Here is a 17,400-nt window from a genome sequence, read left to right as displayed (position 1 = left end):
TAGGTGCCGCGTCTGAGATTCGGATGAGAACCGCGGCAGCAGGCGGGCGAGAGCGGGCGACACGCCGTGCGCCGGCCCCTGAACCGGGCCGGGCCGACCCAGGTTCTAGACCCCCACCAGCGGTTTCTCACCGTCCTGCGGTCCGGGCAGCCACGCCGCCGTGCCCGGCTCCGGCGGCGGCTCGATGCTGATCCGTGGCAGCCACCGGTCGAGCCAGGACGGCAGCCACCAGTTGGCGCCGCCCAGCAGGTGCATCAGGGCGGGCACCAGGAGCGTGCGGAGCACGAAGGCGTCCAGGGCGACGGCGGAGGCCAGGCCGATGCCGAACATCGCGATGACCCGGTCGCCGCTGAGAACGAAGGCCCCGAACACCGCGATCATGATGACCGCCGCCGAGTTGATCACCCGGCTGGTCTCGGCGAGCCCGACCCGTACCGCACGGCAGTTGTTGCGCGTCAGCTGCCACTCCTCGTACATCCGGGAGACCAGGAACACCTGGTAGTCCATGGACAGGCCGAAGAGCACCGACACCATGATGACCGGCAGGAACGGCTCGATCGGTCCGGCACTGCCCAGCCCCAGCAGCTCGCTGCCCCAGCCCCACTGGAAGATCGCGACGACGATCCCGAAGGACGAGGCGACCGCGGCGACGTTCATCAGTGCAGCCTTCAGCGGGATGCCGATGCTGCGGAAGGCGAGCAGCAGCAGGACCGAGCCGAGCGCGATGACGACGCCGATGAAGAGCGGCAGCTTGCCGACGATGACGGACGCGAAGTCGTCGTAACTGGCGGTGATGCCGCCGACCTGCACCCGCAGCGTGCTCGCGCCCCCGGCCGCGGGCAGCACGTCCGTACGCAGGTGTCGTACCAGGTCGGAGGTCTGCCGGGACTGCGGCGAGCTGGTGGGTACGACGGTGATCACGCCGATGCTGCGGCTGCCGTTGAAGTCGGGGGCGCTGACCTGGGCGACGCCGGGCGTGTCCCGCAGACGGTGCGGCAGCTTGTCGAAGGCGATCCGGTCCTTGGCGCCGTCCAGGGTGCCGACGAGCGTCAGCGGCCCGTTGAACCCGGGCCCGAAGCCGCTCCCGCGTCCGGTGCCGGGCCCGCCGCCCGCCAGCAGGTCGTACGCCTTGCGGGTGGTCGAGCCGGCCGGGTTGTTGCCCTGGTCGGAAGTGCCGAGGTGCAGTCCGAAGGCGGGCAGCGCCAGGGCGAGCATCAGGGCCGCGGCGACCGTTCCCAGCAGCTTGGGGTGCCGCTCGACGAACCCGGACCAGCGGGCGGCGATACCGGTGGGCCGGTCGGGACGCGGTCCCTGCTCGGCCAGCTGCCGGCGCTCGCGCCGGCTCAGCGCCCGCATCCCGATCAGTCCGAGCAGCGCCGGCAGCAGGGTGACGGCGGCGGCCACGGTCAGCACGACGGTCAGCGACGCGGCGAGGGCGACGCCGTTGAGGAAACTCAGCCGCAGGATCAGCATGCCCAGCAGCGCGATACAGACGGTGGCCCCGGCGAAGACGACCGCCCGCCCGGACACCGCGGCCGCGCGGACGGCGGCCTCGTCGACCGGCAGCCCCGCACGCAGGCCCTTGCGGTGCCGGGTGACGATGAACAGCGCATAGTCGATGCCGACGCCGAGGCCGATCAGCATGCCGAGCATCGGGGCGAAGTCGGCGACGGTCATGGCGTGGCCGAGCAGGGTGATGCCGGCCGAGGCGGTGCCGACGGCGGCCAGCGCGGTGACGATCGGCAGGAAGGTCGCGGCGAGCGACCCGAAGGCGAGGAAGAGCACCACGGCCGCGACACCGAGCCCGATGATCTCCGGGAGCTGGGCGCGCGGCGCCTCGGTCAGCGCGATCCCGGCGCCGCCCAGCTCGACCTGGAGGCCGCCGCCGGACGCGTGCCGCGCGGTGTCGACGACCTTCTGGACCTGGGCCGGGTCCAGCTCGTCGGTGGAGCGGCCGAACAGCACGGAGGCGTAGGCGGTGTGCCCGTCCTTGCTGATCTGCCGCCCGTTCCGCCCGTCGGACGGATGTGCCCCGGGCCCGCCGTAGGGGCTCCGCACCGCGGCGACGCCGGGCAGCTCGGCGATCTTCTCCAGGGTGTCCGTCATCGTTCTGCGGACCGCGGCGGAGCGGACCGTTGCGGAGTCCGTGTGCCACACGATGCTGTCGCTGTCCCCGGACTGCCCGGGGAAGGCCCGGTCCAGCAGGGCCGAGGCCCGCCCGGATTCGGTCCCGGGGACCTCGTAGTCGTTCGAGTACGCGGACCCCGTCACTCCCGCGGCGACGGCGACCCCCGTGAAGGCGGCGAGCCAGAGAACGATCACGACGATGCGGCGCCTGAGGCACCACCGAGCCAGAGCGGTCACGGACCTCGTCTGCTTCCCGGGTTGTGCGTCGATATCTCCCGGGAGCGGGTGGTGCCGAGCGCGGATGTACGGGGGACAGGGCGGCCCGCCGGATGCCCTGGTGGGAGCGGCGGGGTCCCCTCTTCGTGCAGGGTGTCAGCCCGGAGAGATCCTTTGAGGTGTTTGTGGACTTCCCCACAAAGAGTCGGGAATGGGGAGCTCGTCCCCTGCGCCTCCCCGCCCCGTCCCGTCCGCCGCGTCTCAGCCGGTGACCGACTCCTTGCCGTTCTCCACGTGCCCCATCAGCCGACGGCGGAAGGACATGTCCTCGCCGGCCGTGAGACCGAGGTCGTACCAGCCGTGCGCGTCCGCGGCGGAATGGGCGACGGTGCGGATGCTGCCGGCCTTCACCTTCACCGTGCGCGGCGCGCTGTCCGTATACGCCAGTGGCCTGAGGGTGAAGGTGAGGTCGGTGCGACTGTGGTTGGTGACGGTCAGATGGAACTCCCGCCGCCCGGCGTCGATCCGCGTGCCCATCCTGACGGCCGCGGCGGCGCCCTGCCCCGTCCCGGCGAACTCCCGCCGGAAGCCGTTCGGCCCGGTCACCGTGAAGCGGTACGTGCCGTTCCTGACCGGCACCTCCCACTCCCCCTCGCCCCGCACGTCCCGGTGCTGCGGGGCGCCGAATTCCTTCGCGTACGGGTAGAGCACCAGATGCGCGGAGGCCTTCCCGTCGTTGCGTACGGCCAGCCGGAAGACCGAGGCGCCCGGGTGCGAGGGTGCGAGGGTGCGAGGGTGCGACGGGGACGCTAACGGACTGCCGTGACGGGCAACAGGCAGCCGGATGACAACTTCGGGAACGGCCGGCGCAGGCGCTTCTCAGGCCTTCGGGTCGCCAACTGCCGGAGGCCGGAGTCATCATGAAGCAGCGTCAGCTCGGCACACACGGGCCGAACGTCTCCGCGCTCGGCCTCGGCTGCATGGGGATGTCCACCTCGTACGGCGTTCCGGACGACGCCGAGTCGCTCCGTACCCTCGACCGCACCGTCGAGCTCGGCGTCACGCTGCTGGACACCGCGGACGCCTACGGGCGGGGCGCCAACGAGGAGTTCCTCGGCCGCTGGCTGCGCAGCCGTCCCGCCGCGCGGCGGGACGAGCTGGTGCTCTCCACCAAGTTCGGGCTGCGGCACGACGCCGCCACCGGCCGGGTGAACGAGGTGGACACCTCCGCCGCCTGGGTGCGCGAGGCGTGCCGCGCCTCGCTGCGCCGCCTCGGTACGGACCGTATCGACCTCTTCTCCATGCACCGCCGCGACCCGGCCGTCCCCATCGAGGAGACGGTCGGTGCGATGGCCGGCCTCGTCGCCGCCGGCGCCGTACTCCACCTCGGCCTCAGCGAGGTGAGCCCGCAGACGCTGCGCCGGGCACATGCCACGCATCCCATCAGCGCCGTACAGCTGGAGTACTCCCTCTTCACCCGCGACGTCGTGGAGGGCGAGATGCTGGCGACCTGCCGGGAGCTCGGCATCGGCATCGTCGCGTACTCGCCGCTCGGGCGCGGGATGCTGACGGGCGCGCTCGCCTCCCGCGACGACCTCGCCGCCGAGGACGCCCGGCGCCGGTGGCCGCGGTTCGCCGAGGAGAACATCGACCGCAATCTGCGGCTCGTCCAGGCCGTACGGACCACCGCGGACTCCCTCGGCTGCACCCCGGCACAGGCCGTCCTCGCCTGGCTGCTCGCCCAGGGCGAGGACATCGTGCCGATCCCCGGTACGAAGCGCCGTGGCTACCTGGAGGAGAACGCGGCGGCGGCCGGCATCGAGCTCGGCCCTGAGCAGGTGGCCCGGCTCCGGGCAGCCGTACCCGACGGCGCCGTGTCCGGGGAGCGCTATCCGCTCGCCGCCCTGGAGCGGCTGGGCCACTGAGGCAGGCAAGGGGACGGCCTTCGGGCCGCGCCCGGAACCCCCACCACGCCGGCACCTGCCCTCAGTCGTTGATCAACACCGGTGCCAGTTCCCGCAGTTGGCCGATACCCAGCCCGCGGTCCGTCGCCAACGGCTGGATGGCCACATGGTCGGCGCCCGCGTCATGGTGCTCCTGTACGCGTCGCCGGACGGCGTCCACGTCCCCCCAGGCCACGATCGCGTCCACCAGCCGGTCGCTGCCACCGCCCGCGAAGTCCTCGTCCCCGAAGCCGAGGCGGCGCAGATTGCCGGTGTAGTTCGGCAGCTCCAGGTAGAAACGCGTGTGGTGTTCACGGGCCAGCGAGCGGGCCGTCGCGGGATCGGACTCCAGCAGCACGGCCTGCTCGGGGGCGAGCAGCGGACCGGCGCCGAGGATCTCGCGGGCGCGGGCGGTGTGTTCTGGGGTGACGAAGTACGGGTGCGCACCGGCCGCCCGGTCCCTGGCCAGCTCCAGCATCTTCGGGCCGAGTGCCGCCAGCACCCGGGCGGGCGGCGGGTCGGCCGGCGTCCCGTCGTACGGCGCCGCGTCCATCGCGTCGAGATACGCGCGCACGGCCGCGAGCGGCTTGGCGTAGCTGTGACCTCGCGCATCCACCAGTGGGGCGTGGCTCGCCCCCAGACCGAGCACGAAACGCCCGTCGTACGCCTCGGCCAGGGTCTGCGCGGCAGCGTGCGCGGCGGACGCGTCCCTGACCCAGATGTTGGCGATGCCGGTGGCCACCGTGATCCGCTCCGTGGCGGCCAGCAGCAGACCGGCCAGGCTCATCGACTCGGTGGCCGGCGTCTCACCGAACCACAGCGCGCCGTAACCCAGTTGCTCGATCTCGGCCGCGGCCTGGCGCGCGACGGCACCCGGCACCTGGCCGAGCCCACCGTGCCAGACCCCGATCCGGCCGATCCGGGAAGCGAGAGCGTGCTGCGGCATCGTTCCTCCACTGACTGAGCGCTGTGAGCCCGCTTCGTATCCGGGACCCTGGGGGGACTTCTCCTTGATCACAGCACGACGGCGGGGGCCCGGTATTCCCCGGCCGGGGCCGATCGGGTGGGGGACGACGAAGCGGCCGCCCCTCCGAAGAAGGACGGCCGCTCAGCGCTACCGGATCGGCGGTGCGTCAGCCCTCGACGCCCAGCCGCTCCAAGATGAGCTCGCGCACGCGCGCCGCGTCGGCCTGGCCCCGCGTGGCCTTCATGACCGCGCCGACCAGGGCGCCGGCTGCGGCCACCTTGCCACCGCGGATCTTGTCGGCGATGGCGGCGTTGGCCGCGATCGCCTCGTCGACGGCGGTGCCCAGGGCGCCCTCGTCGGAGACGACCTTCAGGCCGCGCTTCTCGACGACGGTGTCCGGGTCGCCCTCGCCGGCCAGCACGCCCTCGATGGTCTGGCGGGCCAGCTTGTCGTTGAGGGAGCCGTCGGCGACCAGCGCGGTGACCCGGGCGACCTGCTCGGGAGTGATCGGCAGGGCGGCCAGGTCCACGCCGTCCTCGTTGGCGCGGCGGGCCAGCTCGCCCATCCACCACTTACGGGCCGAGGCGGAGTCCGCGCCGGCGTCGACGGTGGCGGTGATCAGGTCGACCGCGCCCGCGTTGAGGATCGACTGCATGTCGTGCTCGGAGATGCCCCACTCCTCGCGCAGCCGGTTGCGGCGGATCCGCGGCAGCTCGGGGAGCGTGGCCCGCAGTTCCTCGACCCACTCGCGGGAGGGGGCCACCGGCACCAGGTCCGGCTCGGGGAAGTAGCGGTAGTCCTCGGCGTTGTCCTTGATGCGGCCGGCCGTCGTGGAGCCGTCCTCCTCGTGGAAGTGCCGGGTCTCCTGGATGATCGTGCCGCCGGAGGAGAGCACCGCGGCGTGCCGCTGGATCTCGAACCGGGCCGCACGCTCCACGGAGCGCAGGGAGTTGACGTTCTTGGTCTCCGAACGGGTGCCGAACTTCTCGGTGCCCTGGGGGCGCAGCGACAGGTTCACGTCGCAGCGCATCTGGCCCTGCTCCATGCGGGCCTCGGAGACGCCCAGCGCCTTGATGAGCTCGCGCAGCTCGGCGACGTACGCCTTGGCGACCTCGGGGGCCCGCTCGCCCGCGCCCTCGATGGGCTTGGTGACGATCTCGATGAGCGGGATACCGGCGCGGTTGTAGTCCAGGAGGGAGTGCCGGGCGCCGTGGATACGGCCGGTGGCACCACCGATGTGGGTGGACTTGCCGGTGTCCTCCTCCATGTGGGCGCGCTCGATGTGCACCCGGAAGATCTCCCCGTCCTCCAGCTGTACGTCGAGGTAGCCGTCGAAGGCGATCGGCTCGTCGTACTGGGAGGTCTGGAAGTTCTTGGGCATGTCCGGATAGAAGTAGTTCTTCCGGGCGAAGCGGCACCACTCGGCGATGGAGCAGTTCAGCGCCAGGCCGATCTTGATCGCGGACTCGACGCCGATCGCATTGACGACGGGCAGCGAGCCGGGCAGGCCCAGGCAGGTGGGGCAGGTCTGCGCATTGGCGTCCGCGCCCAGGGTGGTGGAACACCCGCAGAACATCTTGGTCTTGGTGCCGAGCTCGACATGGACCTCCAGGCCCATGACGGGGTCGTACGTCGCGAGGGCGTCCTCGTACGACACCAGGTCAGTGACAGTCACGGTGAAACTTTCCCTCTCAGCCCAGCAGGACGTCGTCGTCGCCCAGGCGCTTCAGTTCGCGGTAGAGGATCGCCAGGCCGGTGACGATCGCCGCGGCCGAAACGGCGGCGTCGATCAGGCGGAGCGTGTCGTTCTCCTGACGGGCCAGCTTGGCCTGCTTCGCGACGCTGAGGGCGCCGAACGCGGTGCTGCCGATCGACAGATACAGGCCGCCCTTGGACTTCTTGAAGTTCTTGGCCTTCTTGGTCATGGCGCTCACAGTGCAGGTGCCTCCTCGAGCAGCGGGTGACCCCACTTGGCGGTGAACGCGGCCTCGACCGCGGCACCGACCTTGTAGAGCCGGTCGTCGGCCATGGCAGGAGCAATGATCTGCAGGCCCACCGGCATCCCGTCCTCGGGGGCCAGGCCGCAGGGCAGCGACATCGCCGCGTTGCCTGCCAGGTTGGTGGGGATCGTGCACAGGTCGGCGAGGTACATCGCCATCGGGTCGTCGGCGCGCTCGCCGATCGGGAAGGCGGTGGTCGGCGTGGTCGGCGAGACGATCACATCGACCTTTTCGAAGGCCTTCTCGAAGTCACGGGTGATCAGCGTCCGCACCTTCTGGGCGGAGCCGTAGTACGCGTCGTAGTAGCCGGAGCTGAGCGCGTACGTGCCGAGGATGATGCGGCGCTTGACCTCGTCGCCGAAGCCGGCCTCACGGGTCAGCGCGGTGACGTCCTCGGCGGACTTGGTGCCGTCGTCGCCGACCCGCAGGCCGTAGCGCATGGCGTCGAAGCGGGCCAGGTTGGAGGAGCACTCCGAGGGCGCGATCAGGTAGTACGCGGACAGCGCCAGGTCGAAGGACGGGCAGTCCAGCTCGACGATCTCGGCGCCCAGCTCCTTCATCAGCGCGACGGACTCGTCGAAGCGCTGGATGACACCGGCCTGGTAGCCCTCGCCGCGGAACTGCTTGACGACGCCGACGCGCATGCCCTCGACGCTGCCGTTGCGGGCCGCCTCGACGACCGCCGGGACCGGCGCGTCGATGGAGGTGGAGTCCAGCGGGTCATGGCCGGCGATGGCCTCGTGGAGCAGCGCCGCGTCCAGGACCGTACGGGCGCAGGGGCCGCCCTGGTCGAGGGAGGACGAGAAGGCCACCATGCCGTAGCGGGAGACGCCGCCGTAGGTGGGCTTGACGCCGACCGTGCCGGTGACGGAGGCGGGCTGGCGGATGGAACCGCCGGTGTCCGTGCCGATGGCGAGCGGGGCCTCGTAGGAGGCCAGCGCGGCGCTGGAGCCGCCGCCGGAGCCGCCGGGGATCTTGGTCAGGTCCCAGGGGTTGCCGGTCGGGCCGTAGGCGCTGTTCTCGGTGGAGGACCCCATGGCGAACTCGTCCATGTTGGTCTTGCCGAGGATGACGACGTCGGCGGCCTTGAGCTTCTTGGTCAGCGTCGCGTCGTACGGCGGGATCCAGCCTTCGAGGATCTTCGAGCCGACGGTGGTGGGAATGCCCTCCGTCGTGAAGATGTCCTTGAGCGCGAGCGGGACGCCGGCCAGCGGGCCGAGCTTCTCGCCGCGGGCGCGCTTCTCGTCCACGGCGCGGGCCTGGGCGAGCGCGCCCTCGCGGTCGACGTGCAGGAAGGCGTGCACCTTCTCGTCGACGGCCTCGATGCGTGCCAGGTGGGCCTCGGTCACCTCGACGGCGGTGACCTCGCCGGACGCGATCTTCGCCGCGATCTCGGCGGCGGTGAGCTTGATCAGGTCTGCCATGTCGGTCACTCCTCCCCCAGGATCTGCGGCACCTTGAAACGCTGCTGCTCCTGGGCCGGGGCGCCGGAGAGCGCCTGCTCGGGGGTCAGCGACGGACGGACCTCGTCCGGCCGCATGACGTTGGTCAGGGGCAGCGGGTGGGAGGTCGGCGGTACGTCTTGGTCGGCGACCTCGGAGACGCGGGCGACCGCGCCGATGATGTCGTCGAGCTGTCCGGCGAAGTGGTCGAGCTCTTCTGCCTTCAGCTCCAGACGTGCCAGCCGGGCGAGGTGGGCGACCTCCTCGCGCGTGATGCCAGGCATGCAGCGATCCTCTGGTGTTCTGGGCGGAGTGTTCCGGGCGGAGAGTCCAGGCGGAGTCTTCTCGTCGAATGCTCCTGTGAACTTTTCCGGCCCAATCCTATGGCGTACGGAAGAGCTGCCGCGAAACCGTTTCGCCGGGGGCGGCCGTGAGCGTCGGGCGCGGGGCGTTTTTGAGGTCCGCGCCGAGCGCTTCCCAGGACCGCACGGGACGGTGACAAGATCCACGCCGACCGGTTCCAAGATCCGCGCGGGGACGGTTCCAAGATCCGCCCGGCGGGTTCCGGGGCCTGTCAGCCGGAGGGTGTCGGGGCCCGTCAGGGGGACTCCGGCCCGGCAGGCTCATCTGCCTCTTCTGCCTCTTCCGTCTCCTCCGCCTCCTCGGGCTGCTCCGCCTCCTCCGTCTCCTCGGGCTGCTCCGCCTCCTCCGTCTCCTCGGATAAGACAGGCTCGCCGGACACGTCGGAGGCTTCGTTCCCGCCGGACGCGTCGGGGGTGGCGTTCTCTCCGGACGCGTCGGATGCGGCGTTCTCTCCGGACGCGTCGCTCTCGTCGGTCGGCCGGTGCTCGGCGGGACGGTCCGCTGTTGAGGGCGTCTGGGCGGGTTCTTCGGAGCGGGGACACGGGACGGCCGGTGGCCGGGTCAGTTCAAGACCTGTCCGGAAGGGCGCTTGGCTGCCTTCTCCGCCGCCAGGGCGGCCGTCTCCGATTCACGCTGCCAGCCGCGCTCGCCGCGGGCTCTGAGCCAGGCCGTGGTCTCGTCCGGTGGCATCGCGGCGGCCACCAGCCAGCCCTGTACGGCGTCGCAGCCGAGGTCGCGCAGCCGCTCCCAGGTCTCGTCGTCCTCGACGCCCTCGGCGACGACCAGCAGGCCGAGGGAGTGCGCGAGGTCGAGGGTGCAGCGGACGATCTCGGCGTCCTCGTTGTCGACGGCCAGCCGGGCCACGAAGGAGCGGTCGATCTTCAGCTCGCTCACCGGGAGCCGCCGCAGATGGACCAGGGAGGAGTAGCCGGTGCCGAAGTCGTCGAGGGACATCTTCACGCCGTGCGCGGTGAGCCCGGCGAGGGTGTCGGCGGCCCGCTGCGGGTCCTCCAGGAGGACGTGCTCGGTTATCTCCAGTTGGAGGGAGCCCGGTGGGACGCGGTGCCGGGCGAGCCGGGCCGCGACCGCTCCGGCGAAGCCCGGGGAGTGCACATCGCGCGGGGAGACATTGACGGCGACCGGTACCTCCAGGCCCATCGCGCGCCAGCGCGCCACCTGGGCGAGCGCGGTCTCGAGGACGTACTCCGTCAGCCGCGGCATCAGCCCGGAGGACTCGGCGATGGCGATGAATTCGTCCGGTGGCACCCGGCCGCGGTCCGGATGCACCCAGCGGACCAGCGCCTCCAGCCCGGCGACATGCCCGTCGAAGCCGACCTTGGGCTGGTAGTGCAGCTCGACGTCGCCGGCGTCCAGGGCGCGGCGCAGATCGCCCAACAGGCCCAGCCGGTCGGGGGTGTTGCCGTCCCGCTTGGCCTCGTAGAGCTCGACGCCGCTGCGGTCCCGCTTGGCCTGGTACATGGCCACATCGGCGCGGCGCAGCAGCCCTTCGGCGTCGAGGGCATGGTCGGGGAAGACGGCGACCCCCGCGCTGGCTTCGAGCACGAGGGTCAGTCCGTCGAGGTCCAGCGGGGAGCCGAGGGCGGCGACGAGATTGCGGGCCACCCGCTGGGAGCTGGTGAGGGAGTCGGTGGTGGGCAGCAGGACGGCGAACTCGTCACCGCCGAGCCGGGCCGCCTCGGCGCCGCGCGGGAGGGCGTGCCGCAGGCGGTCGGCGATCTGTAGCAGCAGGCGGTCGCCGGCGAGGTGGCCGAGGGTGTCGTTGACGGAACGGAAGCGGTCCAGGTCGATGAGGACCAGCGCCGAGCGGGAGCCGACGCGCTCGGCGTCGTCCAGCGCGGTCCAGGTGCGCTCCAGCAGCCACTGGCGGTTGGGCAGGCCGGTGAGCGGGTCGCGGAGCTGTTCCTCGGCGCGGGCGCGGGCGATCCACAGGGTGGAGTCCAGCGCGATGAGCGGGACCGCGAACAGCGGCAGCAGCAGGGGTGCGTGGAGGGCGCAGACGGCGATCAGCGGGGAGATGCCCAGCAGCGCGATGCCGACGAGTGCCTGGCGGAGTACGGCCGTTCGGGGGATGGCGGGCAGCTGGCCGGTGCGCGGGGTGAGGCTGACCCACAAAAGGCCGCGGCTGACGAAGAGGTAGCCGGCGGCGGTGACGACGACTTCGGGGAGGACGGAGAGATTCCAGGCCGGCGGGGCCCAGGGGTGGCGGACGCTGGAGACCACGCCGAACGCGGCGAGGCCGAGCGCCGCGGCGCCGATGCCGAGGATGTCCACGGCACCGTGCACCACGGCCTGCCGCCAGCGGTGCCGGCGGGCGGCACCGACGAGGACGACGACGGAGAGGCTGACGAGGGTGGCGGGCACCCAGCCGTAGAGCAGCAGGACGGCCAGGGCCAGGGCGGCTCCGGAGCCCGTGCCGCCCCACCAGCGGTCCCGGCCGAGGGCGACCAGATGGCCGACGATGATGCCGGTGAGGATCGCCAGCGACCAGCCTATGGATCCGCCGGGGAACAGCGCGTCACCTTCGCCAAGAGTGACGATGACGCCCGTGGCGAGCGCGAGGCCCGCCACGAGGACGATGGTCGCGGGCAGCGCGGGCACGACGAGCCGCCGGAGCCGCGACGCCGGAGCGGCGCTGTCGGTCGGTTTCATTCCGATCCCTCTCACAGCCGGCTGTGCCCGCGCCACGGCAGGCGCACTCCTCAACAGTAGGCCGCAGAAGGCCGCCACGGGGAGCGATCGACGACGGTTGCCCGAATGCGACCCGGCGTCGCAGATCAATCTGGTATGCGCCGATGGGGTGACACCTCACTCCTCCTCAGGCGGAGTGACAGCTACCGCTCGCGCTGCGTCAGGACCCTGCTCCAGCAGCACCGCGAAGCCATCATCGTCCAGCACGGGGACCTTCAACTGCATGGCCTTGTCGTACTTCGAACCGGGGTTGTCGCCCACCACTACGAATCCGGTCTTCTTCGAAACAGAACCGGTCACCTTCGCTCCGAGGTTCTGGAGGGCCTCTTTCGCGCCATCTCTGGTGTGTGACTGAAGTGTGCCCGTTACGACGACGGTGACGCCTTCGAGGGGACGCGGGCCCTCATCACCCGTTTGCTCCTCCTCCATCCGGACGCCGGCGGCCCGCCAGCTCTCGATGATCTGCTGGTGCCAGTCCACGGCGAACCACTGCTTCAACGAGGCCGCGATCGTGGCCCCGACACCGTCGACGGCGGCCAGCTCCGTCTCGTCCGCGTCCCGGATCCGGTCGATCGAGCGGAACTCCCGCGCCAGCGCCTCGGCCGCCACCGGGCCCACATGCCGGATCGACAGGCCCGTGATGATCCGGGCCAGCGGGCGCTCCTTGGCGGCCTGGATGTTCTCCAGCATGGCCAGGGCGTTCTTCTTCGGCTCGCCCTTCTGGTTGGCGAAGAAGGTGACGACCTTCTCCTCGCCGGTCTTCGGGTCGCGCTTGGGCAGACCCGAATCGGGGTCGAGGACATACGACTTGATGGGCAGCAGCTGTTCGATGGAGAGGCCGAAAAGATCGCCCTCGTCCTTCAGCGGCGGCTCCGCGGGCTCCAGCGGCTGGCTGAGCGCCGTCGCCGCGACATAGCCGAAGTTCTCGATGTCCAGGCATTTGCGGCCGGCCAGATAGAACAGCCGCTCACGGATCTGGGCGGGGCAGGCGCGGGCGTTGGGGCACCGCAGGTCGATATCGCCTTCCTTGGCGGGCTGTAGGGCCGTCCCGCACTCGGGGCACTCGGCCGGCATCACGAACTCCCGCTCGCTGCCGTCCCGCAGATCGACGACCGGGCCCAGGATCTCCGGAATGACGTCGCCGGCCTTGCGGATCACGACGGTGTCCCCGATGAACACGCCCTTGGCCTTGACCACGTCCTGGTTGTGCAGGGTGGCGAACTCCACCTCGGACCCGGCCACCGTCACCGGCTCGACCACGGCATACGGGGTGACCCGTCCCGTACGGCCGACGCCGACGCGGATGTCGACGAGCTTGGTGTTGACCTCCTCCGGCGGGTACTTCCAGGCGATCGCCCAGCGCGGCGCCCGCGAGGTCGAGCCCAGCCGGCCCTGGAGGCGGATCTCGTCCAGCTTCACGACCACGCCGTCGATCTCGTGCTCGACGGCCGTACGGCGGGTCTCGGCGTCGCCGTAATGGGCGATGAACGCGCGCACCGCCTCCAGGGAATCGACGACCTTGTTGTGGGTGGCCGTCGGCAGGCCCCACTCCTTGAGGAGGTCGTAGGCCTCCGACTGCCGGTCGATCTCCAGGCCTTCGCGGGCACCGACACCATGGACGACCATGTGCAGCGGGCGGCCGGCCGTGACCTTGGGATCCTTCTGGCGCAGCGAACCGGCCGCGGCGTTGCGGGGGTTGGCGAACGGAGGCTTGCCCTCCGCCACCAGCCGCTCGTTGAGCTCCAGGAACTTCTCCATCGGGAAGTAGACCTCCCCGCGCACCTCGACCAGGTCCGGGACCCGGTCGCCCGTGAGTCGGTGCGGGATCTCGGCGATCGTCCGGACGTTGGGCGTGATGTCCTCGCCCGTCCGGCCGTCGCCGCGGGTGGCGGCGCGGGTCAGCCGGCCCTGTTCGTAGGTGAGGTTGACGGCGAGCCCGTCGACCTTCAGCTCGCACAGGAAGTGGTAGCCGGCGCTCTTGGGGTCGCCGCCCAGCTCGCCGGCGATCCGCTCGGCCCAGGCCGCCAACTCCTCGTTGTCGAAGGCGTTGTCGAGCGAGAGCATCCGTTCGCGGTGCTCCACCTCGGTGAACTCCGTGGCGTACGCTCCGGCGACCTTCTGGGTCGGGGAGTCCGGGGTGCGCAGCTCGGGGTGCTCGTCCTCCAGAGCCTCCAGGGAGCGCAGCAGCTTGTCGAACTCCGCGTCGCTGACGACCGGGGCATCCTTCACGTAATACCGGAAGCGATGCTCCTCGATCTGCTCAGCGAGCTGCGCGTGCTTCTCCCGCGCCGCTGCGGGCACCTTGGATTCCGCTGCGTGCTGTTCGCCAGCCACCGTTTTGTCCTCCCGTGGTCCTTGAGTGCGGTCACTCAGGGTTGTCTGCGAGTGATCTCGCCGCCCGGGCGCAGTGGGCGAGCGCCGAGCGGGCATAAGCGGGCGAAGCGCCCGCAAGTCCGCACGTGGGGGTGAGGACCACGGACTCGCTGAGAGTCCCTGGTGTCAGCCCCAGCCTGCGCCATAGCGTCCTGACACCCATGACGCTACCGGCAGGGTCTGACAATCGGCTGTCCACGCCCGGCACCACGCCTGCGAACAGCGTCGTACCGCCCTCGACGGCCTCCCCGATCACTTCCTCCTCACGCTCGGTGAGCAGCGAGAAATCGAACGAGATGCCCGTGACGCCGACGCGCCGCAGCAGCCCGAACGGCACCTCGGGCGCGCACGAGTGGACGACCACGGGACCGCCCTCCGCCACCGCGACAAGATCCCGCAGCGCGCCCTCGACGACCACCCGGTCCACGGCCCGGTGGGTGCGGTAGCCGCTCGCGGTCTTCACCCGCCCCTGGAGCACCGCCGTCAGCGACGGCTCGTCGAGTTGCAGTACGACCTGGGCGCCCGGCACCCGCCGCTGTACGTCGGCGAGATGGCCGCGCAGCCCCTCCGCCAGGGACGCGGCAAGGTCCCGGCAGGCGCCGGGGTCGCCGAGGGCCGCCTCACCGTTGCGCGTTTCCAGCGCGGTGGCCAGGGTCCACGGACCGACCGCGGAGACCTTCAGCGGCCCCTCGTAGCCCTGGGTGAACTCCTCCAGTGCGTCGAGGTCTTCGCCGAGCCAGGAGTGGGCGCGGCGGGTGTCGCGGCCCGGCCGGTCGCTGATCCGCCAGCCGCTGGGCTCCACATGGCCGTAGACCTCGACGAGCATCCCGAGGGTCCGCCCGATCATGTCGGCGCCGGGCCCCCGGGACGGGAGCTCGGACAGATACGGGAAGGCCTCCACCGATCCCGTGACGGTCTTCGCCGCCTCCCGCGCGTCACCGCCCGGCATCGATCCGACCCCGGTCGCCGCGCCCGCGGCCCACTTCTGCGTGCTGTTCTCGCTCACCCAGGAAGGGTATGCGGCGGTACGGCCGGCGGGGTGCGCCAGGTGTGCGGACGAGCCGGCCGTCGCGATGGGGGGCGGGGTACGTGGTGCGTGGCGGAGCCGGCCGTGGCGGTGGGCGGCGAGGTGCGTCAGGAGGGGAGGCCAGGGCGGCCCGTGACGCTGCCGCCCGCCCCGCCCGAAGACGTACGACGGTCACGCTCGGATGCGTACGGCGGTCAGGGCTTCGGTGCGTACGCCCGGCACACCGCACGAGTACGTCCCCCACGCCGGGCCGGGTGCCCCTCATGCCCGGGAGCCCCCTCATGCCCGGGTGCGTATGCCCAGCCGGCCGGCCAGCGCCGCGACGGCCAGCGCGCCCGCCGTCAGTACGAAGGCGTAGGCGGCGCCCTGGTAGCCATCGCCCGCGCCCGTCAGTACGGCGCCCATGCCGGCGATGCCGACCAGGGAGCCGATCTGGCGGTTGGCGTTGAGGGTCGCGCTGCCGATGTCGGTGTGCTCGCGGCCCGCGGCCGCCATCAGGACGCCGGTCATCGCCGGAGCGCTGACCCCGCTGCCGATATTGGTGAGCGCGAGCACCACCGCGAGCACCCAGTACGGCAGACCGGGCGTGAGGAGCAGGAACAGCAGGACATAGCCCGCGGCGGAGAGCGCCAGCGCCCCGGTGAGCGCGGCCCGGTTGCCGATCCGCGGCGCGATCCGGGCGTAGAGCATGTTGCCGGCCGGGATGACGAGGACGGCCGGCAGCATCTGGAGCCCCGCCGTCACCGGGCTCGCGCCGCGCGCGGTCTGGAGGAAGAGGCCGAGGACGAACAGCGCCCCGTAGAAGGCGAAGTTGAAGAGGAAGCCGACCACATTGGCCGCGGTGAAGCTGCTGTCCGCGAAGAGCGCGACCGGCAGGACCGGGGTGCGGGCGGCCCGCTCACGGAGGAGGAATCCGGTGATCGCGAGTGCCGAGACCGCGAAGGCCCCCAGGACGAACGGTGCGGACCAGCCTTTGTCGGGCCCTTCGATGAGCGCGTAACTCAGCGACCCGAGGGCGAGCAGGCCCAGGACATGGCCGCTGCCGCCGAGCGCCGTGCCCCGGGCCGGAACGGCCGCGACGAACCGCCGGGTGAGCAGCAGCCCCGCGATACCGATGGGCAGGTTGACGAGGAAGATGCTGCGCCAGCCGAGGGTGCCGACCAGGAGGCCGCCGATGGTCGGCGCCAGGCCGACGGAGGTGGAGACGATCGCGGACCAGACGCCGAGGATCTTCGCCCGGCGGGCCGGCTCGGGGAAGGCGTGCATCAGCAGCGACAGCGAGCTGGGCATGAAGAGCGCCGCGCCCACGCCCTGGACGAAGCGGGCGGCCACCAGTCCGACGCCGTTCGGCGCTACGGCGCCCAGCAGGGACGCACCGGTGAACACGGCGAGCCCGACGAGATAGATCCGGCGGGCGCCGAACCGCTTCGCCAGCGACCCGGCGAGCAGCAGCAGCGCGGCGAAGGCGAGGACATAGCCGTCGACGACCCAGGTGAGGCCGGACATGCTCAGTCCGAGCCGGGCCCGCAGGTCGGTGGCGGCGACATTCATGATGCCGGTGTCGAGGCTCGCCATCACGAACCCGAGTGCCAGGACGAGGAGTTGGACGCCGCTGCGGGAGCGCGGCCGAGGGCCCCGGGCGCCGCCAACGGCCCGGTCCGGGCTCGCCGTCACGCCCGCCGCCGCTTTCTCGGTGATCATGAATTTAGTTAAAGCTGTAGCTATCCACTCCCACAATGATTACAGCTATAACTTTACTGAACGGATACGAAAGAGGTCCCGGGACGTCCCGGGACCTCGGTGCAGCAGTACGTACGCCGACAGTACGTACGCCGACGGGGTCAGTCGCCCCGTCCCAGTGCCGTCAGCAGGTGGTCGCGCAACGCGGCCCGCTCCTCGTGCGACAGGTGGTCGAGCGGCGAAGCGGTCCCCATCCGCCGCAGCAGATCCAGCCGCAACTCCCGCCCCGCATCGGTGAGGACGAGCTGCTTGGCCCGCCCGTCCAAGGGGTGCGGACGGCGCACGACCATGCCCTGCTTCTCCAGCTTGGAGATGACATAAGTGACATTCGGCGGCTCGCAGCACAGCACCCCGGCCAGCTCCCGCGCGGTCTTCGGCTCGCCGAGCTCCTCCAGCGCCTTGGCCTGCGTCGGCGTCAGATCGAGCTCGCCGATCCGGCTGCGCTGATGGGCGTCCAGCCGTCGGCCCAGCTCCGTCACGAGCCCCCGGATCT

At 71.4% G+C, this 17,400-nt stretch carries 14 protein-coding genes; 1 reads left to right on the top strand and 13 read right to left on the bottom strand.

Annotated elements, in window-relative coordinates; genetic code table 11:
- Positions 1 to 105: 105 nt before the first annotated feature.
- Positions 106 to 2,364, bottom strand: coding sequence for an MMPL family transporter (locus tag IF67_RS0104045; protein ID WP_030982162.1), 2,259 nt, complete (start codon positions 2,362 to 2,364; stop codon positions 106 to 108).
- A gap of 240 nt (positions 2,365 to 2,604) precedes the next feature.
- The gene (locus tag IF67_RS0104040) at positions 2,605 to 3,057 is read right to left on the bottom strand and encodes a phospholipase domain-containing protein (RefSeq protein WP_420708602.1); all 453 of its coding nucleotides are present in this window, start codon (positions 3,055 to 3,057) and stop codon (positions 2,605 to 2,607) included.
- A 206-nt stretch (positions 3,058 to 3,263) separates the two neighbouring features.
- Here IF67_RS0104040 and IF67_RS0104035 point away from each other — a divergent pair, with 206 nt between their 5' ends.
- Positions 3,264 to 4,268 (top strand): aldo/keto reductase, encoded by a 1,005-nt coding sequence (locus tag IF67_RS0104035; protein ID WP_030982160.1) that lies wholly within the window; start codon positions 3,264 to 3,266, stop codon positions 4,266 to 4,268.
- 61 nt (positions 4,269 to 4,329) lie between these two features.
- Here IF67_RS0104035 and IF67_RS0104030 read toward each other — a convergent pair whose 3' ends face one another.
- The 11 genes from IF67_RS0104030 to IF67_RS0103980 all read right to left on the bottom strand — a co-directional run bounded on the left by IF67_RS0104030 (position 4,330) and on the right by IF67_RS0103980 (position 17,386).
- Entirely contained in the window at positions 4,330 to 5,232 is a 903-nt protein-coding gene (locus IF67_RS0104030) for an LLM class F420-dependent oxidoreductase (protein ID WP_030982159.1), read from the bottom strand.
- A 187-nt stretch (positions 5,233 to 5,419) separates the two neighbouring features.
- Positions 5,420 to 6,928 carry an Asp-tRNA(Asn)/Glu-tRNA(Gln) amidotransferase subunit GatB gene (gene gatB / locus IF67_RS0104025; protein WP_030982157.1) on the bottom strand — a complete coding sequence of 503 codons (1,509 nt, stop codon included), beginning with the start codon at positions 6,926 to 6,928 and terminating at the stop codon, positions 5,420 to 5,422.
- Positions 6,929 to 6,944: 16 nt separating this feature from the next.
- A complete protein-coding gene (locus IF67_RS0104020; RefSeq protein WP_030087700.1) occupies positions 6,945 to 7,178 on the bottom strand; it encodes a hypothetical protein in 234 nt (77 codons plus the stop codon).
- A gap of 5 nt (positions 7,179 to 7,183) precedes the next feature.
- Positions 7,184 to 8,677, bottom strand: a complete 1,494-nt coding sequence (gene gatA / locus IF67_RS0104015; protein ID WP_030982154.1) for an Asp-tRNA(Asn)/Glu-tRNA(Gln) amidotransferase subunit GatA — start codon at positions 8,675 to 8,677, stop codon at positions 7,184 to 7,186.
- 5 nt (positions 8,678 to 8,682) lie between these two features.
- Complete coding sequence (gene gatC / locus IF67_RS0104010) at positions 8,683 to 8,979, bottom strand: Asp-tRNA(Asn)/Glu-tRNA(Gln) amidotransferase subunit GatC (protein ID WP_006602950.1); 297 nt, start codon at positions 8,977 to 8,979, stop codon at positions 8,683 to 8,685.
- A 314-nt stretch (positions 8,980 to 9,293) separates the two neighbouring features.
- Positions 9,294 to 9,437 carry a hypothetical protein gene (locus IF67_RS43570; protein ID WP_158713031.1) on the bottom strand — a complete coding sequence of 48 codons (144 nt, stop codon included), beginning with the start codon at positions 9,435 to 9,437 and terminating at the stop codon, positions 9,294 to 9,296.
- A 182-nt stretch (positions 9,438 to 9,619) separates the two neighbouring features.
- The gene (locus IF67_RS0104000) at positions 9,620 to 11,728 is read right to left on the bottom strand and encodes a putative bifunctional diguanylate cyclase/phosphodiesterase (protein WP_030982151.1); all 2,109 of its coding nucleotides are present in this window, start codon (positions 11,726 to 11,728) and stop codon (positions 9,620 to 9,622) included.
- Positions 11,729 to 11,884: 156 nt separating this feature from the next.
- A complete protein-coding gene (ligA, locus tag IF67_RS0103995) occupies positions 11,885 to 14,101 on the bottom strand; it encodes an NAD-dependent DNA ligase LigA (protein WP_030982149.1) in 2,217 nt (738 codons plus the stop codon).
- Between the two features lie 31 nt (positions 14,102 to 14,132).
- Positions 14,133 to 15,146, bottom strand: a complete 1,014-nt coding sequence (locus tag IF67_RS0103990; RefSeq protein WP_030982147.1) for a methionine synthase — start codon at positions 15,144 to 15,146, stop codon at positions 14,133 to 14,135.
- Positions 15,147 to 15,446: 300 nt separating this feature from the next.
- Positions 15,447 to 16,868, bottom strand: coding sequence for an MFS transporter (locus IF67_RS0103985; RefSeq protein ID WP_030982145.1), 1,422 nt, complete (start codon positions 16,866 to 16,868; stop codon positions 15,447 to 15,449).
- A 140-nt stretch (positions 16,869 to 17,008) separates the two neighbouring features.
- On the bottom strand, positions 17,009 to 17,386 hold the full coding sequence (locus tag IF67_RS0103980; protein ID WP_037838770.1) for a MarR family winged helix-turn-helix transcriptional regulator: 378 nt from the start codon (positions 17,384 to 17,386) through the stop codon (positions 17,009 to 17,011).
- Positions 17,387 to 17,400: the final 14 nt, after the last annotated feature.

It is taken from the genome of Streptomyces sp. NRRL S-1813 (assembly GCF_000719605.1).
Lineage (GTDB): Bacteria > Actinomycetota > Actinomycetes > Streptomycetales > Streptomycetaceae > Streptomyces > Streptomyces decoyicus.
The sequence above is the reverse complement of the archived record's forward strand: the minus strand, read 5'-3'. Positions and strand labels throughout refer to the sequence as shown.